The 24,033-nt window shown below is 43.0% G+C and carries 23 protein-coding genes; 16 read left to right on the forward strand and 7 right to left on the reverse strand.

Annotation, left to right across the window (positions count from 1 at the left end; all coding sequences use genetic code 11):
• Positions 1-380 precede the first annotated feature (380 nt).
• Positions 381-1,373 (forward strand): RhuM family protein, encoded by a 993-nt coding sequence (gene rhuM, locus ABZD21_RS14050; RefSeq protein WP_372775683.1) that lies wholly within the window; start codon positions 381-383, stop codon positions 1,371-1,373.
• Positions 1,374-1,384: 11 nt separating this feature from the next.
• Here the strand turns inward: rhuM and ABZD21_RS14055 are convergent, their stop codons facing one another.
• On the reverse strand, positions 1,385-1,507 hold the full coding sequence (locus tag ABZD21_RS14055) for a hypothetical protein (RefSeq protein WP_372775685.1): 123 nt from the start codon (positions 1,505-1,507) through the stop codon (positions 1,385-1,387).
• A 584-nt stretch (positions 1,508-2,091) separates the two neighbouring features.
• Between ABZD21_RS14055 and ABZD21_RS14060 the strand changes: the two genes are divergently transcribed.
• The 3 genes from ABZD21_RS14060 to ABZD21_RS14070 all read left to right on the forward strand — a co-directional run bounded on the left by ABZD21_RS14060 (position 2,092) and on the right by ABZD21_RS14070 (position 6,527).
• Positions 2,092-3,219, forward strand: coding sequence for a Fic family protein (locus ABZD21_RS14060; protein ID WP_372775686.1), 1,128 nt, complete (start codon positions 2,092-2,094; stop codon positions 3,217-3,219).
• 306 nt (positions 3,220-3,525) lie between these two features.
• Complete coding sequence (locus ABZD21_RS14065) at positions 3,526-4,254, forward strand: energy transducer TonB (RefSeq protein WP_372775687.1); 729 nt, start codon at positions 3,526-3,528, stop codon at positions 4,252-4,254.
• A gap of 200 nt (positions 4,255-4,454) precedes the next feature.
• Positions 4,455-6,527, forward strand: coding sequence for a polysaccharide lyase family 8 super-sandwich domain-containing protein (locus tag ABZD21_RS14070; RefSeq protein WP_372775688.1), 2,073 nt, complete (start codon positions 4,455-4,457; stop codon positions 6,525-6,527).
• Between the two features lie 143 nt (positions 6,528-6,670).
• Here the strand turns inward: ABZD21_RS14070 and ABZD21_RS14075 are convergent, their stop codons facing one another.
• Positions 6,671-8,083: a S41 family peptidase gene (locus ABZD21_RS14075; RefSeq protein WP_372775689.1), complete on the reverse strand. Its 1,413-nt coding sequence runs from the start codon at positions 8,081-8,083 to the stop codon at positions 6,671-6,673.
• Between the two features lie 112 nt (positions 8,084-8,195).
• Positions 8,196-8,954 carry a biotin--[acetyl-CoA-carboxylase] ligase gene (locus ABZD21_RS14080; protein ID WP_372775690.1) on the reverse strand — a complete coding sequence of 253 codons (759 nt, stop codon included), beginning with the start codon at positions 8,952-8,954 and terminating at the stop codon, positions 8,196-8,198.
• A gap of 120 nt (positions 8,955-9,074) precedes the next feature.
• Between ABZD21_RS14080 and rsfS the strand changes: the two genes are divergently transcribed.
• The 7 genes from rsfS to ABZD21_RS14115 all read left to right on the forward strand — a co-directional run bounded on the left by rsfS (position 9,075) and on the right by ABZD21_RS14115 (position 14,729).
• The gene (rsfS, locus tag ABZD21_RS14085; RefSeq protein ID WP_372775692.1) at positions 9,075-9,455 is read left to right on the forward strand and encodes a ribosome silencing factor; all 381 of its coding nucleotides are present in this window, start codon (positions 9,075-9,077) and stop codon (positions 9,453-9,455) included.
• 3 nt (positions 9,456-9,458) lie between these two features.
• A complete protein-coding gene (gene ftsH / locus ABZD21_RS14090) occupies positions 9,459-11,498 on the forward strand; it encodes an ATP-dependent zinc metalloprotease FtsH (protein ID WP_372775693.1) in 2,040 nt (679 codons plus the stop codon).
• A 10-nt stretch (positions 11,499-11,508) separates the two neighbouring features.
• Positions 11,509-12,141, forward strand: coding sequence for a lactate utilization protein C (locus ABZD21_RS14095; RefSeq protein ID WP_372775694.1), 633 nt, complete (start codon positions 11,509-11,511; stop codon positions 12,139-12,141).
• An 8-nt stretch (positions 12,142-12,149) separates the two neighbouring features.
• On the forward strand, positions 12,150-12,356 hold the full coding sequence (locus ABZD21_RS14100) for a DUF2007 domain-containing protein (RefSeq protein ID WP_372775695.1): 207 nt from the start codon (positions 12,150-12,152) through the stop codon (positions 12,354-12,356).
• Entirely contained in the window at positions 12,353-13,168 is an 816-nt protein-coding gene (locus ABZD21_RS14105) for a phosphatidate cytidylyltransferase (RefSeq protein WP_372775696.1), read from the forward strand. Before ABZD21_RS14100 ends, ABZD21_RS14105 begins: the two co-directional genes overlap by 4 nt.
• A gap of 158 nt (positions 13,169-13,326) precedes the next feature.
• The gene (locus ABZD21_RS14110; protein ID WP_372775697.1) at positions 13,327-13,983 is read left to right on the forward strand and encodes a phosphatidylserine decarboxylase family protein; all 657 of its coding nucleotides are present in this window, start codon (positions 13,327-13,329) and stop codon (positions 13,981-13,983) included.
• Positions 13,983-14,729 (forward strand): phosphatidylcholine/phosphatidylserine synthase, encoded by a 747-nt coding sequence (locus ABZD21_RS14115; RefSeq protein ID WP_372775698.1) that lies wholly within the window; start codon positions 13,983-13,985, stop codon positions 14,727-14,729. The genes ABZD21_RS14110 and ABZD21_RS14115 overlap by 1 nt, the downstream gene beginning before the upstream one ends.
• A gap of 155 nt (positions 14,730-14,884) precedes the next feature.
• Here ABZD21_RS14115 and ABZD21_RS14120 read toward each other — a convergent pair whose 3' ends face one another.
• The 4 genes from ABZD21_RS14120 to ABZD21_RS14135 are packed head-to-tail and all read right to left on the reverse strand — an operon-like array spanning position 14,885 to position 17,976.
• On the reverse strand, positions 14,885-15,016 hold the full coding sequence (locus tag ABZD21_RS14120; RefSeq protein WP_372775699.1) for a hypothetical protein: 132 nt from the start codon (positions 15,014-15,016) through the stop codon (positions 14,885-14,887).
• A gap of 13 nt (positions 15,017-15,029) precedes the next feature.
• A complete protein-coding gene (locus ABZD21_RS14125) occupies positions 15,030-16,160 on the reverse strand; it encodes a cytochrome d ubiquinol oxidase subunit II (protein ID WP_372775700.1) in 1,131 nt (376 codons plus the stop codon).
• A complete protein-coding gene (locus ABZD21_RS14130) occupies positions 16,160-17,737 on the reverse strand; it encodes a cytochrome ubiquinol oxidase subunit I (protein ID WP_372775701.1) in 1,578 nt (525 codons plus the stop codon). The genes ABZD21_RS14125 and ABZD21_RS14130 overlap by 1 nt, the downstream gene beginning before the upstream one ends.
• A 5-nt stretch (positions 17,738-17,742) precedes the next feature.
• On the reverse strand, positions 17,743-17,976 hold the full coding sequence (locus tag ABZD21_RS14135) for a DUF4492 domain-containing protein (RefSeq protein ID WP_372775702.1): 234 nt from the start codon (positions 17,974-17,976) through the stop codon (positions 17,743-17,745).
• Positions 17,977-18,304: 328 nt separating this feature from the next.
• Between ABZD21_RS14135 and ABZD21_RS14140 the strand changes: the two genes are divergently transcribed.
• The 5 genes from ABZD21_RS14140 (at position 18,305) to ABZD21_RS14160 (ending at position 24,018) form a co-directional block, all read left to right on the forward strand.
• The gene (locus tag ABZD21_RS14140; protein WP_372775703.1) at positions 18,305-20,713 is read left to right on the forward strand and encodes a heavy metal translocating P-type ATPase; all 2,409 of its coding nucleotides are present in this window, start codon (positions 18,305-18,307) and stop codon (positions 20,711-20,713) included.
• Between the two features lie 141 nt (positions 20,714-20,854).
• Positions 20,855-21,055, forward strand: coding sequence for a cbb3-type cytochrome oxidase assembly protein CcoS (gene ccoS, locus ABZD21_RS14145; RefSeq protein WP_372775704.1), 201 nt, complete (start codon positions 20,855-20,857; stop codon positions 21,053-21,055).
• 14 nt (positions 21,056-21,069) lie between these two features.
• Positions 21,070-23,214 carry a cytochrome-c oxidase, cbb3-type subunit I gene (ccoN, locus tag ABZD21_RS14150; RefSeq protein WP_372775705.1) on the forward strand — a complete coding sequence of 715 codons (2,145 nt, stop codon included), beginning with the start codon at positions 21,070-21,072 and terminating at the stop codon, positions 23,212-23,214.
• Between the two features lie 4 nt (positions 23,215-23,218).
• Entirely contained in the window at positions 23,219-23,416 is a 198-nt protein-coding gene (locus ABZD21_RS14155; protein WP_372775706.1) for a hypothetical protein, read from the forward strand.
• On the forward strand, positions 23,413-24,018 hold the full coding sequence (locus ABZD21_RS14160; protein ID WP_372775707.1) for a cbb3-type cytochrome c oxidase N-terminal domain-containing protein: 606 nt from the start codon (positions 23,413-23,415) through the stop codon (positions 24,016-24,018). Before ABZD21_RS14155 ends, ABZD21_RS14160 begins: the two co-directional genes overlap by 4 nt.
• The last annotated feature ends 15 nt before the right edge of the window (positions 24,019-24,033 follow it).

Here is a 24,033-nt window from a genome sequence, read left to right on the forward strand (position 1 = left end):
CTCACCGCATTGACCTGAAAGGTGAATCGCTGAGAAAAGGAATTTTAAAGAGTGAAAATTAATTTTTTGTATAATTGCACCATCTCTCAAAGTGGCACGGTTTCAACCGAAATGTGTGGCACGGTCTGACCGAAATAGCCAACCTTTCGTAAAGTGTGCATATGCTCATGCTGGGCACACACACGCGACATAACACATTGGTGTTCTTTTGGTTACAGACGACATCTCTCGCATCAAAGTTTGTTGTAACTTGATAGTGAAGTGGCTCCGAACTCCCCAACGATTTCATACCGCCATCCGTTACCATGCATTGGAACAATCATCCTGCAAAAACAAAATGAGATATTTAAGATTTGTATATTTGATAAAATTTCAAAAAAATGAATGAATCTCACATCAGAATATATCAGTCGGAGGATGGAAAAACAGAAATAAACGTACAACTTGACGATGAAACGGTATGGTTAAGTTTAAATCAATTGGCTGAATTGTTCGAACGTGATAAATCGGTGATTTCAAGACATATAAACAACATATACAAAGAAAGAGAATTGCTAAGAGAAGCAACTGTTGCAAAATATGCAACAGTTCAAAAAGAAGGTGACCGTGACGTTGAAAGGGACATTGAATTCTTTAATTTAGATGTTATAATATCTGTTGGATATCGAATAAAATCACAACGAGGAACTCAATTTAGAATTTGGGCGAATACAATTTTGAAAGAGTACCTTTTAAAGGGTTATGCATTAGATAAGAAACGCCTTGCTAAACAAAATGAGCAACTAAGGGAGTTGCAGGAATCTGTTAAGATATTAGGAAATGTGTTGGACTACAAAGCCCTGACAAATGACGAAAGTATTGGATTGCTAAAAATAATTTCAGAATATGCATATGCTTTGGATATATTAGACCAATATGATTATCAAAGCCTTGAGATAAAAGGCATAACGGAAAAAGAAACCTTTCGACTAACTTATGAGGAGTCAATCAAACAGATACTGACAGCAAAAAAGGCTCATGGCAATAGTGACTTATTTGGACATGAGAAAGATGATTCCTTTAGAAGCTCAATTTCAACTATTTACCAAACTTTCGACGGACAGGATTTGTATCCAAGTATAGAGGAGAAAGCTGCCAACTTACTGTACTTTATTACAAAGAATCATTCGTTCACAGATGGAAATAAGCGGATTGCTGCATTTTTATTTCTCTACTTTTTAGAACGAAACGGACTTTTATTTAACAAAAATGGAAACAAAAGGATTGCTGACAATACGTTGGTTGCTTTGACATTGATGATAGCGGTTAGCAAACCAGATGAAAAAGATACAATGACAAAAGTTGTTGTAAATCTGATAAATAGAAACAATTAACGCATGGCCTCCTAACCTCGTTTTCGCAAGCGTTCCAATGTAATTGTAGTTCCCAGAATCGGACTTTGGGCAATTGCCCATCCTCCCATTCGTGAACGGCTCCACTGGTAAGCCTGCTCCGGCGTAATACCCAAGCGAATCAGGTTTTTCCGTTTCCTTTCCCTCCCCTACAAGCTGGCTCCTACTTAAATTTGTCCACCGGACATTTTCTTAACGCTCCGCCCCCTTCAATGCATGGGTCACCCCAAACCAGCTTGCGACTTACTAATGCTTCGAGGCGTTACCCCCGCACATAAAGGACTTGCACCCTCTGGAATAATTTCATGCATCACTTTATTGTTTAGTCCGGAAAACTTGTATTTTACTGTTCCTTCCAAACTTTTCTAAAGTGTGCACATGCTCATGCTGGGCACACACAAAGTGCGAATGTTATGCGGGCAGGCGTGGTTTTCCAGCGTTTTCTCATTGTTCAACCACCGCCAATCAGTCTTTGACGGATAACGGTTTTAAAAATGATGTTTAATAAAAAGCAGGCTTGGCTCCGTGCGGGTTTGACAGGAAATCGTTTCAAAATCCCGCACTCCACTTGCACCAACCGTTACCGCCAAGCAGAAAAAACGACAGTGCGGAGATTAACAACTTTAATCTGCGCATATTTTGCGGAGAAAGTTTTATTTGCGGAGAACAAGATGTATATTTGTCGCATATATTGCGGAGAATGAAAATTTATATACACGAAAAAGAAAACTGGACAGACTTCACTTGGGATAATAAGAAAGTGATGATAAAACTTGGTGAAGCTAGAAATCAGCAGGGCAGACTTCTTGGTAAAATGGAATCACTAGGTTTTGATTTGCAGAATGAAGCGGTTTTGAATACTCTTACTTTAGATGTTATAAAATCATCTGAGATTGAAGGTGAGTTTTTAGAAATTGAACAAGTACGTTCTTCAATTGCTCGTCGACTAGGAATTGATATTTTGGGAGCTGTGGAATCGGAACGCCATGTTGACGGAATAGTTGAAATGATGCTTGATGCTACACAGAGGTATGACTTGCCTTTGACTAAAGACAGATTGTTTGGTTGGCATGCAGCGTTGTTCCCATCAGGTTGGAGTAATCTATATAAAATCACAGTTGCAGACTGGAGAAAAGACACGACTGGTCCAATGCGAGTTGTATCTGGACCTATGGGAAAAGAAAAAGTTCACTACCAAGCTCCAAGCTCAGACAGGATAGAACCAGAAATGAAAAGATTCTTAGACTGGTTTGAAAACGAAACAGAAACAGAATTGGTTCTAAAAGCCGCTATTGCTCATTTATGGTTCGTGACAATTCATCCATTTGACGATGGAAACGGACGAATTACAAGAGCAATAACAGATATGATATTGGCACGTTCTGACAAAAGCATCAGGCGATTCTACAGTATGTCTGCGCAAATTAGAGTCGAAAGGAAACTGTATTATGAAAAACTTGAAAAAACACAAAAAGGAAATTCAGATATAACAGAATGGATTTTGTGGTTTTTGCAATGTTTAATAAATGCTATTGACTCCACAGATGGGACTTTATCGAAAATACTTCATAAAGCAGAATTTTGGAAAATACATTCCACGACAATTCTCAATGATAGACAACAAAAAATAATAAACAGACTTCTTGATGGATTTGATGGAAAGTTAACAACCTCGAAATGGGGAAAAATTAATAAGTGCTCACAAGATACTGCTCTTCGAGACATTCAAGATTTGATAAAGAAGGATATCTTGCAAAAAGAAGCAAGTGGTGGACGAAGCACAAATTATGAACTAAGAGAAATGCCAGGCGGCAGTCGAGTAAGCTAGGGGACTTTCACCCCTAACTTCTCACAGAGCCGTACGTGACAGTCTCCCGTCATACGGCTCTAATTATGCAGTCTGCATATTTTAGGTAAATTGCCAGCCGAGTGTCCAATGGTAGAACATATACTGGTAGCGATTACACACACGGCGTAGCCATTTGGCTGATTTCACGCTACTCCGTTTAAACCGCTTGTAGTTGTTCATAACCCATTTGAGCATCCGGTGGTGCAGGCATATACTAAAAGTTGTGTGTAATTAACACCGACACTAAGATTAAATTCGAATCAACACTTATTAGACATAACCAATATGAAACTTTTTATCAATAGAATTTTGATTCTTGTAATATTCTTTCAAGTTGCATTCAATTTGGTGGTTTTATCCCAGAGTATGATGGATAACGATGGTAATACGATTAACCAAGTTGTAGAGAACAAGAAAATTGGGAAATGGATTTTGTATTCCGAGGGAGATACGCAAATCCCTAATGGGAAAAGAACCTTAGAATGCATTCATAGTAACGACACACTTAACGGAGCAATTGAGATAAGGGAGAACGGTAAGTTGATTTTGAAAATAGGTAAAGTAGACAATAATTCTAAAATTGAATTTACCGCTTTTAAAGGTTCTAAAACGATTGAAGGGTATTTTCAGAAAAAAGGGAGTAAAGTGAAAATTTTTAACTTAAGTGGAACCGAAATGACAAGCAAGTCACGAGATTGGGTTGCTGCAAAAACAGAATTTATTCCCCTGTATTATAACGGTATTGAAGAACTACACAGAGATATTAAATCTCTTTTGTCATGTGATAATGTAAAGGGAGCGAAAGGTACAATTTATGTCGGCTTTACAGTGGATACAAATGGATATGTTAAAAATCCAGAAGTGTTTAAAGCGATTAATACAACTGGCGAAAGTCAGTATTTATTAGAAAAAGAAGCCTTGAGAACTGTAATGCTCTTGCCTAGATTTCAGCCGGGGTTCCAGAGTTACAGATTTGTAAATACAAAATTTAGGATACCAATTACTTTTGAGTAACAAACACACTAAATCAAACAATTAAGCATTCGTCCCCCGCGCAGCACAGTGGCAGAAACGGGTGTTGGCGTCTATCGAGATAGATTGGAGGAACAAGTTCCATGGGTTTTTCGCTGCCAAGTAATATCTTTAGCCAACTACAACTAACAAAACAATCAGAAGTACTAAATACCTAGTTTCGGAAACAACAATTATCCCAAATGAAAATCTACAAACACGCTATAACCGTCGCACTAATTTTCTCGTATCAACTGATCTTCGGGATTAACCTGGATCAACTCAAGCAAAATTTAAAAGATTTTTATTTGCTTGAAAAAGTGAGCGATAGCGAGGTGCAACAGATGCTTGAAAGTATGAACAAGGATTTTTCGTTTGGTGATATCGATTACGAGATGCACCGCCGAAGTAACTGGAAACCACGCGAACATCTAATTCGACTTATTACTCTTGCCACCGCCTACGAAAATACAAATAGTAAATACTACAAGTCTGATAGAATGGCTGAATCGATTGTTGGCGCATTAAACTTTTGGACTTACAATAATTTTTTCAGCGACAACTGGTGGTATCAGGAGATAGGAGTTCCCCAAAACATTGGTCCAACCCTCATCATTTGCCAATCTATTATCCCCGACTCCACGATGATGAAATCGTTGGAAGTGATGGATAAATCAAGGATTTACATGACCGGGCAAAATAAAATATGGCTAAGTGGAAATGTCTTTATGCGTGAATTAGTTCGCGGCAACGATCGTTTAATGTGTGCAGCAGCCGATACGATTAAATCGGTTCTGGTTCCATCGAAACCCTATGAAGAGGGCATCCAGCCTGATTACTCATTTCATCAACACGGACCGCAACCTCAGTTTGGAAACTATGGGTTACATTTCGCAGAAGATCTCATTAAGTGGATATTCATTTTTAACAAAACTAGCATAGCCTTTCCGCCCCAAAAGGTTGATCTGATGCGAAAGCTCATGTTCGAAGGCCAGCAAAAAGTGGTTTACAAAGGGAAATACGAGATTCTAGCTACAGGACGGCAAATTTTTCCCGAGATGGTAAACGGCGCAAAGTATCGCGGACCAATCGCGAAATACGAGCTTTACAAAAATCTGGAGAAAATATTCACAGAATTTGACACTCACAACAATCCGGAAAATGCTCCGAATGAGTACATTCATTTTCGAAATTCGGATTACAGTTTATACCGAACAGATGAGTTTTTCTCGGCTGTCCGAATGTCGTCGCAACGGGTTATTGGAGCCGAGGCAGGCAATGGCGAAAACCAACTAGGCTATCACTTGGGCGATGGAACGAACCTGATTTATCGAAGGGGTGATGAGTACCATGAGATTTATCCCGTTTGGAATTGGAAGAAATTGCCCGGAACAACGACAGTGCAGGACACCGCTAAACTTCCGGTATTAACATGGTCGGGCTACAAAAACGAGTCGCATTTTACTGGGGGCTTAAAAAGTGAAGCAGTGGGAATTACGGCCTTCAAATACCGAAGAGACAGCCTGCAAGCGAATAAATCGTATTTTTTTATCGACAACAAGATTTACGCCTTAGGTTCTGCCATTACAACCAACCGAAATTTTAATGTGGTCACGACGATTAATCAATGCTATAAGAAAGGCGATGTTCATATTGCTAAAAACAATGAAACGATCACATCGGTATGGCACGATAGCATTGCGTATGTGAGCCTGTGCCGCCAACAATTAAAGGTTAATCAGGGGGTGCAAACCGGTAACTGGCAACGAATACTGACCTGGCAAAACGACAGTTTAATCTCCAAAGATATTTTTAGCCTGGAAGTGAACCACGGCACACAACCGGTTAACGGGAAATATGCCTACGTAAGTATCGTTGGGGTTTCTGAAGCGGAAGCAGGACAGGCGATTGAAAAGTGCTTGGGCACAATAATAGCCCATAGCGACGAGGTACACGCCCTAAGCTTTAATCAAGGCAGAACAATTGCCATCAGTGCTTTTGAACCTTGTGAAATCGAAATTGGCGACAAGAAAAAACTGGTCATAAAATCGCCTTGCTTACTTTGTTTAAACAGGCTGAATGATGGATGGGCGATAGACGCAGTCGACCCAAGCCAACAACAAGAAAAGCTTTCGTTTGAAATTACCGGCAAGTACCAGCTGCAAAATGCTCTGCATTCAAAAATTGCGGGAAGTGTAACTTCCTTCGACATCACACTCCCCGAAAATAGGGATGAAAAAGGAATGAAGAACTCAGTAATACTCGTTACGAACTAGTTTTCCGTTCCACCAGAAAGCATTCTTTTAAATCCAGAGAAGGGATTTCTCAATCGGTATTCGTCAAAAAACGGTTCCAGGCTCCGCCGATCGACAGGGCCTGGAACCGTTGATAAGAGTCAAGATTCTCTCAGTCCACCATCCTATTTCAGCGCAGGTAAACTTTGATCGACCGGGACAAACAGATTTTGTTTCAAATCCTTCGGTGTTGCCAGAGCAGCCTTTTTAAAAGGCGAAATCAGAGCCGACTTCGTACTGGCTATGGTTACCGTGCCGCTGATTAGTTCGATTGCCTTGGCCAGCATGGGGTCATTCACATCGCCAAACTGATAACCAAGCCAGGGATAATCATCAATTTCATAATCCGGTGTTAATCCATCAACAAAATCGGTGTAACCTTCAATATTCGAATATTTCATGACAATGGGGACCATACACCATTCTTCATTATCGTCGGGCAAAACCCATGCTCCGGTGTACTTTCCGTAGGTCGATTCGCCAATCTGAATAACATTCATATACGGAGCAAGTCCAATCATCACCAATTCACATGCAGAAGCAGTACCTGAAGTCGTCAAAAAATACACGTTCGTCATGTTGATATTGGTCGCATTCTCCGGGAACGTGAATGTCAAATAGTCGTCATAACGGCTACTACTTTCCAAATAAGCTTGCATGTCGGAATTGTAATTCATTTTCACGAGCGTACTCCCTGCGCTCACAACAGAAGCGGGTGCAATAGCCGCTGCCAAATAAGTGGCCGCGTCAATTTCACCTCCCGGGTTATAGCGAAAATCCACAACAAGATCAGTTACTCCGGAAGTTTTAAACTCAGTGAAAATATTGTCGAGTGTGGTTAAAAACTTATCATCATCGCCTGCCACGAATTCAACGTAAACTAAATAACCAACGCTTTTCCCGTCTACGTCTAAAACAGTGTGGTAAATCGACGGATCAGTGGTCGTTTGCTTGGCTACCAGCGAATATGATTTTCCGTTGAGCACCAATGCCCCACTAGTGATATCGGCCAACTGCACACTGTAAGCATCATCGGTGTACAAATCGGTGTAATTATCCAACGTAATGGTTTGGTTATTCAACTTCAAAATAATGTCCCCCCGCAGCAATCCTGCCTCCTCGGCAGCCGATCCGGGATAGACATAATTAACAAAGAAACAAATCGCTGTTTGCGCTTCAGAGGTCCAGGTTGGCGTTGCATCGAAACCCATAACATACTGGCTTCCGCTAAATTCCGCAGCCAACGACGCGTAATCGTCCGTTATCCACGACCACTTATCTTCTGTTGTGTAAAGCAGTTGATCGAAGTAATCGAACGAGTCGGCTTCCTTGGTCTCGTCAATATCCGGAAGTTTGGTATTCCAGTAATAATAGAGTTCCATGTTTTCCTTAATCCACTGGTTGATGGCCAACGTTTCGCTGCTAACGGATTCTTCTGTTGTCTCTGTGTCAACAATGGTCTCCTCATCCTTCGAGCAGGAAGACCAAATTGCAAGGCAAAATGCCATGCAAAAAATATGGTATGCTAGTTTTTTCATTCTTTCCGATTTTTAGATGGTAACGCTATTCGTTCCTGTTTATTTTACAAGATGAACTATTATTCCGATTCAGTTTCTAATTGAGCTAAGATGAACGATTATGCAAGTGCTCTCAACCTCCGTTGGTTAAATAGGTTACTTCTTTAAAATGATACTCGTTCAGGATCCCTCCTTCTTCCTCCACTTTTAACTGACCGATTTCGTTCACCCCTATAATCTGCCCTTTGTAGGTATGGTTCTTATCGTTATACCAATGCCATTCGTTCAACTGGTACAATTTCGATACAAACTGACGGTTAATCTCTTCAGCCTCCCCGTCCACAAGTCGCCGGTAATAATAATCAATTTGTTTCAACAAAGCCTTAATCAATTCCAGTAAATCATACTGTTCACCGGTCAGTTGGCTTAATGAAACCGGGTTTGGAGCATCAGAGCGAAATTTAACCTGATTGATATTCAGACCGATTCCAATAATTGATTGGCATATTTGGTCGTTCATAATCCCATTTTCGATCAAAATACCGCAGATTTTCCGATCATCAACATAGATGTCGTTTGGCCATTTGATTTTTACATGATCAACGAATGGCGTAAGAAAGCTCTCGATGCCAAGGCAAACAACCTTCGATAACAGATATGTTTTTTCGATTGGTAAAAAATTTGGTCGAATAAAAATGGAGAAAGTCAGGTTTTTCCCAGGCTCACTTTCCCATTTATTCGCCAGGTGTCCACGCCCTGCAGATTGGTCGTCTGCCAAAAAGACAGTACCCTCTTCTACTTCATTTTCACGCACTTGGTCGGTGGCATAGTTATTGGTACTTGCCACCCGTTCAAGCAGCACAACGGTTTTGCCGATGATTTGAGAATTCATTTTCATGATTTTTAACAAAATAGATAAAACTATTTTTTTAATTTTCAGGTTATTACCCAAGGCAGTTAAAAACACCAAAATAAGCGAAAAAATTTATCTTTGTATTTCTAATAAATATTTATGACTAAAACACAGGCAGAGAATGACAGTGAAAGTCTATTAAACGCGGTTATTGAAGGCATCGATCGAAAAAAAGGCCTGGACATCGTAAAGATTGACTTAACAAAAATAAATCACTCAGAATGTAATTATTTCATCATATGCCACGGCAATTCAAATACCCATGTGGATGCCATTGCCCATTCTGTTGAAGAAACAGTTGAAGAAATGGTCGGTGAGCGAGCCTGGCACAAGGACGGTTATAAAAATTCATTGTGGATTTTGCTGGATTACGCGGATATCATGGTCCACGTTTTTCAACACGATTCCCGCAATTTCTACGACCTTGAAAATCTTTGGGCAGATGCAATAATTGAGGAAATAAAACCAGAAAACAAGTAACAAATGACTGATAAGAAAACAAATAAAAGCAAACAACGTCCTAACCTTGGAAATTTCGGCGGCAACGGAAAAACGCCAAAATTCAATCCCTACTGGATTTATGGGATTGTTATTGTTCTTTTTCTTGCCGTACAATACTTTAGCTTCGGCGGAGGCCCGGTTGAAACGAATTGGCAGGATGTAAAAAACACGATGGTAAAAGACCACGACATTGCGAAAATTGTTGTGGTAAACCGCGAAGAAGCGCAAATTTACCTAAAAGAGAACAGCTACGGCAAATATGCGGACAAGCTGAACAACGGATTTAACGCGCCTGCAGAAATTGGCCCTCACTATTATTTCACAATTGGCTCAGTCGATACGTTTGAGGAAAATTTACGAAATGCGCAGTCTGAGTTCTCAGAGTCGGATAAAATCTCAATTGAATATAAAACGGTACACAACTACTTCGGTGAAATACTGAGTTGGATCTTTCCATTCCTCCTGATTATTGGTATTTGGTGGTGGATCTTCCGCCGCATGAGCAAAGGTACCGGAGGCGGAGGTGGCGCGGGCAACATTTTCAGTGTTGGTAAGTCGCAGGCAAAAGTGTTCGACAAAGACTCTCGTGTAAACACAACTTTTAAAGATGTTGCCGGTTTGTCGGAAGCCAAACAGGAAGTTGAAGAGATCGTTGAGTTTTTAAGAAACCCGTCGAAATACACCAAATTGGGTGGTAAAATTCCGAAAGGAGCATTGCTGGTAGGCCCTCCGGGAACCGGAAAAACCCTTCTGGCGAAGGCTGTTGCCGGCGAAGCGAATGTTCCGTTTTTCTCCATGTCGGGTTCCGACTTTGTAGAAATGTTTGTTGGTGTAGGAGCCTCGCGTGTTCGCGACCTTTTCAAACAAGCTAAAGAAAAGTCGCCGTGCATTGTGTTTATTGATGAGATTGATGCCATCGGTCGTGCCCGGGGGAAAAACCCCAACATGGGATCGAACGATGAACGCGAAAATACCCTGAACCAGTTGTTGACTGAAATGGATGGTTTCGACACCAACTCGGGTGTGATTATTCTGGCTGCAACCAACCGAGCCGACATTCTCGACCGCGCATTGATGCGTGCCGGACGTTTCGACCGTCAGATTCATGTTGAATTGCCCGACCTGAATGAACGCCGCGACATATTTAAAGTCCACCTGCGTCCATTGAAATTGTCTGATGAAGTTGAAGTGAACTTCCTTTCGAAACAGACGCCTGGTTTCTCGGGAGCCGACATTGCTAACGTTTGTAACGAAGCAGCGTTAATCGCAGCACGAAACAATCACGAAAAAGTAGCGAAACAAGACTTCCTAGATGCTGTTGACCGAATCATCGGTGGTTTAGAAAAGAAAAATAAAATCATTTCTAAAGATGAGAAAAGACGGATCGCCTACCACGAAGCCGGACACGCCACCATTAGTTGGTTGCTGGAACATGCACACCCCTTGGTGAAAGTCACGATTGTTCCCCGAGGTAAAGCGTTGGGCGCTGCCTGGTACCTGCCCGAAGAACGCTCGATTACAACCAAAGAGCAATTGCTGGACGAAATGTGTTCGACCCTTGGAGGACGCGCCGCTGAACAATTGACATTTGGAAATATCTCGTCAGGAGCTCAAAACGATCTGGAGAAGGTAACCAAAACGGCTTATGCCATGATCAGTATTTATGGGATGAGCGATAAAGTTGGAAACTTCAGCTATTACGATTCAACGGGTCAAAGTGACTTCGGGTTCACCAAACCATATAGCGAAAAAACAGCCGAGCTAATTGACGCTGAAGCCAAAGCGATGATCGACGAACAATATCAGAGAGCGCTAAACGTATTGAAAGAAGCTGCTGACGGACACAACCAGCTAGCAGAGAAGCTACTCGAAAAAGAAGTGATTTTCGGAGAAGATTTAGAACAGATATTTGGCAAACGTCCGTGGCAGAAAGAGGAGCCTCTCGGAAACGGGAATGAGACAGCGCCTGCCGCATTGAGCGACAAGGAGAACGACGCCATTGTTACCGAGAAAACGGAATAAACTACGCGATATGACCTCCAGGGAAAATATTTTAGGCCGCTTAACGGAAGCCAGGGAAAGACGTCCGCAAGGAACAACCCGAGAACCTGATTTGTCTGCGCCAATCTATCATGAACCCAAGGGTAGCCTGGCCGACTGGTTTCAGGAAAACCTTGAACTGGTAGCCGGAACTGTTTATCGCCCGAAGAATCTCACTGAAGCTACCGAGCTAATCGCGGAACTTCAGCCTAAAGAAAACTGGGAACGCGTGTTTTGCGCCGACCCAAAACTTCAAGCGGCTTTAAACGGAAAAGTCACGTACCAAAAAGAGGTCGCTGATTTCCCTGAACTTCAGGTGGGCATTACCCCTTGCGAGTTTCTGGTTGCCCATTTAGGTTCAGTCATGATTAGTTCAGCCGGTGCTTCGGGTCGCCGCTTGCATGTTTTCCCCGAAACACATATTGTAGTTGCGCACCAACGTCAGTTGGTGAAATTCCTCGATGACGCGATGGAAGCCATACAAGCGAAATATCACGGAAGTTTACCAAGCTCGATTACCAACATAACCGGTCCGAGCCGAACTGCCGATATTGAGAAAACATTGGTGATGGGGATGCATGGCCCCAAAAAGTTGATCGTAATGTTATGCGATGAACCATTTTAAAAACCGAAATGGAAAAAGAATTTAAGTTGGTTTTAACAACGTCCGATCGTTTTCAGGCGGAAATTGCGCAGGAAATTTTATCGGATAACGATATTCATTGTGTGGTGATGAACCAACAAGACTCGGTCATTCCATCAATCGGAGAGATTGAAATTTATGTATATGAAAATGATCTGGAGCTCGCTCTGGACATCCTCAAAAAGTTGAAGAATTGAAAAATTTGTTGATCCGATCAATCACCGGAGTTATTTTTGTTGCTGTTATGCTTGCCGGCTTATTTGGGGGCGAATACACCTTTGGGCTGCTTTTTGGAGCCATTCTGTTGGGCACACTTCACGAGTTTTTCAATATCACCAGTTCGTTGGGATTCAAACCTCACCGGTTTATTGCCTCGTTAACAGGCGGATTGATCTTTGTGTTGAGCTTTCTTATTAGCTCTGGCCGAATTGGTCCGCTGTGGTTCTTCAGCATCTTTCCGTTCGTTTTAATCACCTTTGCCAACGAATTGTTTGCTAATAAAAAGCATCCGCTTCAAAATATCGCCATTAGCCTTGCCGCTTTAATTTACTCCGCCGTACCGCTCAGCCTAAGCAACTACCTGGTATTTTCGAAACTAGATGGGAATTATTCACCCCAGCTTTTTCTCGCCTTGTTGGTTATTATCTGGGTTTACGATTCCGGTGCTTATCTTTTTGGTGTAAGCTTTGGCAAACACCGTCTTTATGAACGAATTTCGCCGAAAAAATCGTGGGAAGGAGCAATTGGCGGAACCGCTGCGGCTGTGGCAGTTTCGGCTTTAATAGCCAATTATATCCCGCAAATAGCGCTGACACACTGGCTTATTCTCTCGTTTTTGATCGTGTTTGCCGCCACTTTGGGCGATTTAACCGAATCGATGATCAAACGGCAATTTGGAGTAAAAGACAGCGGTACAATTTTCCCCGGACACGGTGGTATTTTAGATCGGTTCGACTCTCTTTTATTCGCCATTCCAGTATTTGTTTGCTATCTCGAAATCTTCATTTAACTTCTTTTCGTTTGTTTTCGGTTAGGGCAATGCAATTTTCCTTATTTTTGCACCGCCTATCAGTAGGAACGGTTCAGTAGATCGATCATTTGATTAATCTGCAGAAACGAACTCCACCCGATTGAGCGCAAACAGTAATTTTAACACATCAATTTCTCATGAAATTTCATCCGGCAGGAAATAAAATCATCCGTAACACCCTATTGATTGTAATCGCCACCAACATTATTGGCTGGCTGTTTATCAGTAATTCATGCTTCAGTAGCCTAATCACTCTGGCCAGTTTGGTCTTGTTGGTTTTGGTATTACAATTTTTCCGCTACCCTGACCGTCAGGTTAAGCTGAATCCGAAACACGTAATATCGCCTGCCGACGGCAAGGTTTGCGTGATTGAAGAAGCAGACGAAAAGCTTCATCTGAAAACGAAATGCCTGAAGGTTTCTATTTTTATGTCGCCATTAAATGTGCACATCAACTGGGTGCCCGTTCCGGGGAAAGTAACTTACTCTATGCATAAGGAAGGTGAGTTTTATGCTGCATTTAAGGATAAAGCCGCTGACGAGAATGAACGCTATTGCACCGCTTTTCAATTAGCCGACGGCCGCGAAATTATGGCTAATCAGGTAGCAGGAGCAATGGCCCGCCGAATTCTGAACTTCCTCAAAATTGGTCAAACAGTGACCCAGGATATGGAAATGGGTTTTATCCGTTTCGGATCGCGGGTTGACTTGTATTTGCCGCTTGACACCAAACTGAATGTGAAATTAGGCGATAAAGTTACCGGGTCGCAAACTATTATTGGAGAATTAAGCTAATGAGACCGATACGCGAGTTGTTTTACTGGGTTCCAAACTTTATCACCTCTCTGAATCTTGCTGCTGGAAGTTTGGCTGTTTTTTTAGGTATCCAGGGATATGTTGGAATAGCTGCCGCTTGTATTGTTTTGGCGTCTGTTTTCGATTTTATGGATGGTATGGCAGCCCGGCTGCTCGGTGCATATTCGGAAATTGGCAAACAACTCGACTCGCTGGCCGACCTTGTTTCATTCGGTTTGGCTCCCGCCGCCATTGCAACAAGTTTACTGCAACTAGCCATGTTTGGAACCATCCGTCCGCTACTCGAAATTGAAGCCAACTGGATGCAATGGTTTTTCTTGCTTTCAGCCTTAATGATTCCGATTGCCGGTGCCTTCCGCTTGGCAAAATTTAATTTGGACACTCGCCAAAGTGAAAATTTTCTGGGGCTTCCGATCCCAGCCAATGCGTTGTTTTATGCTTCGTTGGCGATGATCATCGAATGGGGATCGAATCGGGCAATTGAACACCTGATTCTAAATCGGTTTAATCTTCTTACAATCATCGTTATCATTTCCGGCCTGATGATCTCCGAAGTACCGATGTTTTCGTTAAAGTTTAAGAACCTTAACTGGCAGAAAAACCAGATTCGCTTCCTGTTTATAGCGTTTTGCATTGTCCTGGCCATTAGCCTGCAATTGTATGCCCTTCCGTTAATCATTTTAGCTTATATTGGAATTTCGGTGGTGCAAAAGCTGACGGCGTAATTAGTCTATTTTAAAGGCCTGATGCGGCTAACGCAAAGCACCATAAGTTGCCAGGAGTAGGTCTCCATTTTGAGCATTAATCCAGCTTGGCAGTTCAAATACGTTTCCCCCAAAAGCATAAAAAAAGCCTCGCACTCGCGAGGCTTTATTAATTGTTACTGTTCGTACTTCTTCTTCACGTGTTCGAACACATCCTTGTACTTTTTCACAACGTACAAAACCAGATAAAGCGACAACACGACGAGTGCCGGCAAGGTCATAAATGTTAATATCGATTTCCAATACATGGGTAATTGTTTTTTAGTATGAATGAGAATCTTCACCAATTTCTTTCGCATCAATCTTCTTGTTGTTCATAGCTTTCCAAAACCACCAAATATAAGCGATTACAAATGGTACAAACAACGAAACGTAACTCATTACAGTTAGTGTAAAGTGACTGGACGAGGCTTTTACGATGGTGAGCGACGACTGCAGGTCGGCAACCGAGGGATAAAAGGCAGTATTGTTAAAACCGGCAATTAGGAACAACATCCAAACGACAAGCACCGTTCCTCCACCGGCAAACCAAATTCCGCCCTGGCTGGCTTTCAGTAATGTTGAGCCGATTCCCCAGAGTACACCAATTACCCCTGTGAGTAAAAGCAAGGTCACTACCGGCATCGCTAATAAATTGTGCAGGTATTTATAATCTTCCATGCTAACCACGCCCGTTGTCGGGTCATACGCAAAACCAGCTTTCAACAGCAAGGCGATCAGGAAATAAAGGAAGAACACCAGAAACGGCACGGTATTGTAAAGCAATTGTTTTTTGCTGCGCTCATAGATATTTGCATCGTCAACCGAATTGATGAAATATAGCGCACCGAGCACCCGTGCCAGAAAAAACACGGCCAATCCAAGCGCTACGTTGTGAAAAGTCAGCACAGCCTCCAAACCACGATAAGGTGTTTCCCACTGCACATTGTTCATCTCGTTCAAACTAAACATGGCTCCGTTGAAGAATGTACCAACCGCTGTTCCAACTAAAATTGTTCCGAACGCGCCGTTCAGAATCAGGAAAATTTCGTAGGTGCGGGCGCCCAAAAAGTTGGAAGGTTTTTTCCGATACTCGTACGAAACCGCCTGAATGACAAAGAAAAACAGGATTGCCATCCACACCCAGTAAGCTCCGCCAAACGAGGTGGCATAAAACAAAGGAAAGGAAGCAAAGAAGGCACCTCCAAAAGTGACCAGAGTGGTAAAGGTGAATTCCCATTTTCGCCCCAAGGTATTCACAAGCAGAGAACGTTCTGTCGCGTTTTTTCCGATTGAGTAAATGAGTGTTTGCCCGCCCTGCACAAAAGTCAGAAACACAAACAAAGCCCCCAGTAGCGACACAATCACCCACCAGTATTGCTGTAAAGCTAAATGTGATAAACTTTCAAACATTAGTTGTGCCCTCCTTCTTCTTTAATTTGTGGTCCGATTTTAATCTGCCGCATCATGATTTTAATTTCAGCAATGAGCAAGATGGTGAATATGGCTGCAAACAACCAGAAAGTGACCTGCACCGCACTGGTACTGATTTTCGTCACAGCAGCCATGGTCGGCATTAAATCCTGAATCACCCAGGGCTGACGACCAACTTCGGCGACAATCCAACCGCATTGAGATGCAATATAAGCCATCGGGATGGTCCAAATGGCCAATCGCAAAAACAGGCGATGCTTTTCCAGCTTCCCTTTGATTACAAAAAAGAAAGAAAGGAAGAAGAACAGAATAAAATACATTCCAAATACCACCATGATATGGAAACTGTAGAATGACAAAGGCACACTCGGAATCAGAACATTCGGATCGGTGATATAGCCGTACCCAAAATATTTAAAATAGTTCTCCTGAAAATCTTTCGATTGAAACTCTGTTTTTATCGTCTCAGCCAGCTCATCGTTTCCAGCCTTTTTAGCGTCTTTAAATTCCTTCAATTTTAAGATGGCCGTTTTTCCGCGTTCAATCTTTTCTTTTGCCGACATAATTCCGTATTGCTCATTCCCGTTGATCAAATCATTGATCCCCGGCACAAAAGCATTCCAATCCATGTAAGCCATATAGGAAAGGATATTTGGAATTTCCAGTTTCATGTTGAAGTTCATCAGATTCTCATTCGACTCGTCCTTCTCGGTAGTCGACATCACTCCCAAGGCAATCAAACCGGCACCTTCACTCCCATTGTACAGGCCCTCGAAAGCGGCAAATTTCATGGGTTGGTTTTGAGCGATGTTCCGCGCTGAGGTATCGCCGGTAAAAACAACATAGATTGAAGAAACGAAGCCGAAAACAGCAGCAATAACAATGCTTTTCCGAGCGAATACAATTTCGCGTTTCTTTAGAATAAACCAGGATGAAATACCAATGACAAAAATAGCGGCCAATACAAAGCCTGAGGAAGTGGTATGCAGAAACTTATCGACAGCCATTGGAGAGAACAAAACTTCCCAAAAACTCACCATTTCGTTACGAGCCGTTTCCGGATTGAATTGCATCCCAACCGGATTTTGCATCCATGCATTGGCAACCAAAATCCACAGAGCCGACAAGTTAGCCCCGATAGCTGTTAGCCAAGTGGCTGTTAAGTGCGTTTTCTTGCTCACTTTATTCCACCCAAAAAACATGATGGCAATAAACGTCGACTCCATAAAAAAGGCCAGTATTCCTTCGATGGCTAATGGCGCTCCGAAAATATCGCCCACAAACCACGAGTAATTGGACCAATTGGTGCCAAACTCAAATTCGAGAATAATCCCTGTGGCTACTCCGATCGCAAAGTTAATTCCGAACAAGGTCATCCAAAACTTCGTAATTTTTTTCCATTCAGGATTTCCGGTCCTCACATAGATTGTTTCCATCATCGCAATAATGAAACTCAACCCAAGTGTAAGCGGCACGAATATCCAGTGATACATGGCCGTGAGAGCAAATTGTGCCCTCGACCAGTTTACCAGTGATACATCAATAGCTTCTAACATCGTGTTTATTTAGTGTTTGTTAAATTATCAAGTACATGTTCACTGCGTTGTTCGTCTGTCTCGAAATTTGTTTTCAGGAAATTTGGGAAGAAAAACATTTTCAACACAAAAAACATAATAAACAATTTTAACAGAATAACAATCCAGACCTGTTTCCCCCAACCGCTCATGTTTTTAAATCCTTCGACATAAAAACGCCAGACTCTCGAAAATACATTTTGCTTGCTCATCTTATCCATCCTGGATCCCTTTTATTTTTAACCAACAAAGAACTGAAACAACAATAGCTACACATTGTTGACCGTCCTAAAAATAGGATTTTTTCATCTTATTATCGACCACGCAGTCAATTTGCTGACAACAAAACTCTTAAATAAAAGAGAAGTTGACGAACTTTTCTCGAAAAAAATCGCCTCCTATCGTATTGAACTTTTGCTCTGTTTTATTTGATTGAAAAATCCGGGGCATGACAGATGCAAAAAAATAGTTTTTCAGCCAGCGTATATTCAACAAATCCCAAAAGGATCTGTTATTTTCACAAAACTAAGAATCCGGAGCGAATCAAACATGACTGAAGGAAAAATAAATGAGCAACAAAACTGCATTCACTGTGGTGACAGTTGTGGTAAGCACCCTATAATCTGGGAGGGAAAACCATTCTGTTGCTCAGGTTGCCTGACCGTTTACCAATTGCTAAACACCAATAAGATGGGGCAATATTATGAGATTCAGCAAATGCCCGGAATCAAAATCACAACTGATCAACAACCGCACAACGAAAAGTTTAATTTTCTCGATTTGCCCGAAATCAGAGATAAGTTGCTCGACTTTAGTGAGGGAAATACATCGAAAGTTCGGCTATACATCCCCGGCATTCACTGCGCATCGTGTATTTGGTTGCTTGAAAACTTGCACACATTGCATCCGGGGGTAGTCCAATCATCAGTCAACTTTCCGAAAAAGGAAGTCAGCATCACGTTTAAACATGAAACGATCAGCTTACGGCAACTGGTCGAATTGCTTTCAGCCATCCACTATGTTCCAGAAATCAACCTGAAGGACGAATCCGGAAGTCAAACCACAAAGGCAAGTCGCACCCTTCTGTTGAAAGTTGGAATTGCCGGGTTTAGTTTCCTGAATGCAATGATTTACCACTTTCCACAATATCTTCCGGGAGGGAACGAACTGGAGAGCGAATTTCGTGCTTTGTTCGGATGGTTAAGTTTTGGATTGAGTATTCCGGTTCTTTTCTATTGTGCAAACGACTACTTTATATCGGCCTGGAAAAGCCTGAGAAAGAAAATTATCAGCATCGACCTCCCGATCGCACTTGGATTAGTCACGTTATTCGGTCAAAGCACCATTGAACTGCTTGGCAACAGCGGAATTGGCTATTTCGATTCGCTTACCGGCCTGGTTTTCTTCCTTTTAATTGGGAAATGGTATCAGGGAATTACCTACGAAGCTCTCGCTTTCGAGCGAAACTACAAGTCTTATTTCCCGGTTGCTGTAACCAGATTGAGCGACACGGGCAAGGAGACCATCCCCTTGGAAAAACTGCAGGCCGGCGATCGGATTCTGGTTCGCAATCAAGAGCTGATTCCTGCCGATGCGACCGTCGTTGCCGGGCAGGGAAATATTGACTACAGCTTTGTTACGGGCGAATCGCTACCGGTGTCGAAGCAAACCGGCGACTTTGTTTTTGCCGGCGGACGACAATCAGGCAGTGCCATTGAACTGCTGATCCAGAAAGAAGTTGAGCAAAGCTACCTGACTCAATTGTGGAATCAGAATCACAATGAAAAGACCGACACAAAACTTTCCGGAATCGTTCAGCAGGTCAGCCAATATTTTACCCTGATCATTATAACCATTGCCGTGAGCGCGGCTATCTTCTGGCAATTTACCGACAGCTCAAAAGCCATCTTCGCGTTCACTTCGGTGCTAATTATAGCCTGTCCGTGTGCCCTGGCGCTTACCATTCCGTTTACCTTTGGCAGCACCATGCGTCAATTCGGCCGCAATGGGTTCTACCTGAAAAATGCTGATGTAATTGAGAAGCTTTACAACATCACTACCGTCGTTTTCGATAAAACAGGCACAATCACTCATGCCGATTCATCACGAATCCAGTTTGAGGGCGAGCAACTCACCGCGGAACAAATCAAGCTGATTCGGTCTCTGGCCAAACATTCGAGCCACCCTCTCAGTAAAACCCTATTCAACCAGCTTGACGAAGACGGGATTTACGAGGTGACTGACTATACCGAAATCCCATCGCTTGGAGTGAGTGGAATCGTGAACGGACTGCGCGTCAACTTGGGATCGAGGTTTTTTGTTACCGGGCAAAAGCGCGGGCAGGAAGATTTGAAAACGCAGGTTTGGGTTTACATTGGCTCCAGCGTTTTGGGGCATTTCCAGTTTGAGAACCGCTATCGCGCGGGCTTAAACGAAACGATTGACGAACTAAGCCGCCATTTCGATTTGCACCTGATTAGTGGCGACAACGAATCGGAGCGTGAAAACTTAACCCCCCTGTTTAAAGAACAGGCCCGGCTAAATTTTAACCAGTCGCCAAACGACAAGCTGAAATACATAAAAGCGCTGCAACAAGAAGGCCAACAAACGCTCATGATCGGCGATGGGTTAAACGATGCGGGCGCCCTTCGCGAGAGTAATGTAGGGCTGGTTATTGCCGACAACATATACAACTTTACGCCAGCCTGCGACGCTATTCTGCAAGCCGGGAAATTCGATCAACTCGATCGGTTCATTCGATTCACCCACACCAGCATGACAATTGTAAAACTGAGCTTTGGCATCTCGTTCCTGTACAACATCGTCGGGATTTCGTTTGCTGTTGCCGGAAATCTGTCGCCCATTATTGCGGCCATACTAATGCCTTTAAGCTCGGTTACCGTTGTCGCATTCGCAAGCTTTTCCGTGCGTATTGCAGCCAACAGAACTATGCTTTAAAATAGGCACCGTTCTTTTTATTATTTTTTTAGTTATCTTGACAACAATCGAAAAACAAGCTTGTTGTAAGGTGTAATTTGGCTGAATCCAAACAGCAGCCAAATGTAACCCGAAATCTTAACCTACTCAGAAATTCAGGATATGTCAGTACTATTTATCTTAGTCATTATCGGAATAATCGTGGCATCTCTTTTTCTGATTGCATTCATTTGGGCTGTTCGCTCCGGACAGTACGACGACACCTACACACCTTCCATTCGAATTTTATTTGACGACCATATTTCATCCTCAACAGAAGATGAACCCCAAGATGAGTTGAATTCGAAACCAAAATCTACCTGAAAAAACGATTTAATATGGAATTAGAGAAGTTTTTGTATGACAACAAAATTACCCGCAATTTTGCTGTGGCGACAGTTGTATGGGGAGTTGTAGGATTGTTGATGGGCTTGCTTGTTGCCCTGCAGATATTTATTCCGGCAATGAACTTCAACCTGGAGTTTACCACCTTTGGACGCACTCGCCCGTTACATACCAATGCCGCGATTTTTGCCTTTGTCGGGAACGCGATTTTTACCGCTGTTTATCATTCGATGCAGCGACTGTTAAAAACCCGGATGTACAGTGATTTGCTCGGTAAGATCCACTTCTGGGGCTGGCAGCTGATTATTGTAGCGGCGGCAGTTACCTTGCTGGCCGGATACACCGCCGGTAAGGAATATGCGGAACTTGAATGGCCAATCGACCTGGCAATCACCCTGATTTGGGTTGTATTTGGGATCAATATGTTTGGTACGTTGCTTGTTCGACGGACAAGCCACATCTATGTAGCCATCTGGTTTTATATTGCCACCTGGGTAACCGTTGCTGTTTTACACGTGGTCAATTCCATCCAAATTCCATACAGCCTTCTGAAATCATATCCGGTGTATGCCGGTGTGCAGGATGCGCTGGTTCAATGGTGGTACGGACACAATGCAGTGGCCTTTTTCCTCACCACGCCATTCCTTGGACTGATGTATTATTTTGTTCCGAAGGCAGCCAACCGGCCAATTTATTCCTATAAATTATCGATTGTGCATTTCTGGTCGCTCATTTTCATTTATATCTGGGCCGGCCCACACCACCTGTTATACACCTCGCTTCCCGACTGGCTTCAGGCTTTGGGCACCACCTTTTCAATTATGCTGATCGCACCAAGCTGGGGCGGTATGATTAATGGGCTGCTGACTTTGCGAGGAGCGTGGGACAACGTTCGTCGCGACCCAATTCTGAAGATGTTTGTAGTTGGTTTAACCGCCTATGGGATGGCGACTTTTGAAGGGCCCTTGTTATCGCTAAAAACAGTAAATGCCATAAGCCATTACACCGACTGGACCATTGGACACGTTCATATTGGAGCACTCGGATGGAATGGGTTGTTGACCTTCGGGATGCTCTACTGGCTGATACCGCGTTTGTACAATACGCAACTTTGGTCGGTTAAACTGGCCAACGTGCACTTTTGGCTGGCAACGCTGGCTATCATCTTCTATGCGGTTCCACTCTATATCGGCGGAATTACACAAGCCTTGATGTGGAAACAATTCACGCCCGATGGATTTCTGCTATACCCGAACTTTTTGGAAACAGTAACGCAACTCATTCCGATGTATGCGATCCGTGCATTTGGAGGTTCACTCTACGTCGTTGGTATGTTTCTGGCCGTATTCAACATTATAAAAACCGCGCAGGCCGGTAGTTTTGTGAAAGAAGAAGCGGCGGAAGCTCCGGCCTTAAAGAATCAGGATTTACCTAAGCAAGCTAACGAAAGCTGGCATGGCTTTTTGGAGCGAAAACCCATTCGCTTCCTGATTTTTGCCACGATCGCCATCTTGATTGGCGGCATTTTCGAGATCGTTCCAACCTACCTTGTAAAATCCAACATCCCCACAATCTCCAGTGTGCAACCATACACGCCACTGGAATTGCAAGGCCGCGACATCTACATCAAGGAAGGATGCTACAATTGCCACTCGCAAATGATTCGCCCTTTCCGCTCTGAAGTTGAACGCTATGGCGAATATTCCAAAGCCGGTGAGTTTGTGTACGACCATCCGTTCCAGTTTGGCTCGAAACGAACCGGCCCCGATCTGGCGCGTGAAGGTGTAAAAACCGGAAAAATTTACAAGCCAAACGCCTGGCACTACAACCACTTCATCGACCCGCAAAAGATGAATGAAGCATCCATTATGCCTCCATATCCGTGGCTTGCTGAAAAAGATATTGACCTTTCGTCGACCCCTGCCAAAATCCGGGTGATGAAAAAGCTTGGAGTTCCCTACCCCGATAACTATGAGCATCAGGCTAATGACGATCTGAAAGCACAAGCCGAAGAGATTGCTCAAAACCTTCGCGAGGCGGGAATTGAAACGGAAAGCACGAAAGAAATCATCGCCCTGATCGCTTACATGCAACGTCTGGGAACAGATATTACCACACCGGAAACTCAAAACGAATAAGGCTATGTGGAAAGAACAATTGAATAACATTCAAAACGTTGAGCAGTATGCCATTATCGGCTTTGCCATTTTCTTTGTCTTCTTCATTCTGATTACCATTCACACTGTGCGGATGGATAAAGAAAAGACCAAAAACTATGGCTACCTGCCTCTGGAAGATGATGACAAAAACCAAGTTGAACAGCAAAAATTCACCCTATGACAACGCACGATAAAACGAACAAAGAATACGACGATCAAACACAAATAAAATACATCGGCGGACACGATTACGACGGAATTCGCGAATTGGACAACCGTCTTCCACCCTGGCTGAAGTACTTGTTTTATTTAAGCATTGTGTTTGCGGCCGGATACCTGATGCTGGTTTTTGTGTTTAAAGACGATAGCATTCTACAGGAATTAGAATACAAAAAAGAAATGGCGGCGCTACAGCAGGTTGAAGAACAGCAAAAGGAGGCTGCTCCGGTGGTGGTGAAGGAACGGAGTCGGGAGGATATTCTGGCGGCCGGACAAGAAACATTCACTAAAATTTGCTCGGTGTGCCACGGGAAGTTTGCCGAAGGTCTGGTCGGTCCGAATATGGCTGATGAATACTGGATTCATGGAGGAAGTTTCGAGGATATGAAACGAGTTGTTCTGGAGGGAGTGATTGAAAAAGGAATGATTTCGTATAAGAATCAGCTTTCGAACCGGCAGATCGATGATGTCTTGATTTATATCCAGAGCTTGCAGGGAACAAATCCGCCAAACGCAAAAGCTGCTGAGGGCGATAAATATGTTCCTGAGGCGACTGCCGAGTAAATGAACACAAACATC

It is taken from the genome of Mangrovibacterium sp., from assembly GCF_041596335.1.
GTDB lineage: Bacteria > Bacteroidota > Bacteroidia > Bacteroidales > Prolixibacteraceae > Mangrovibacterium.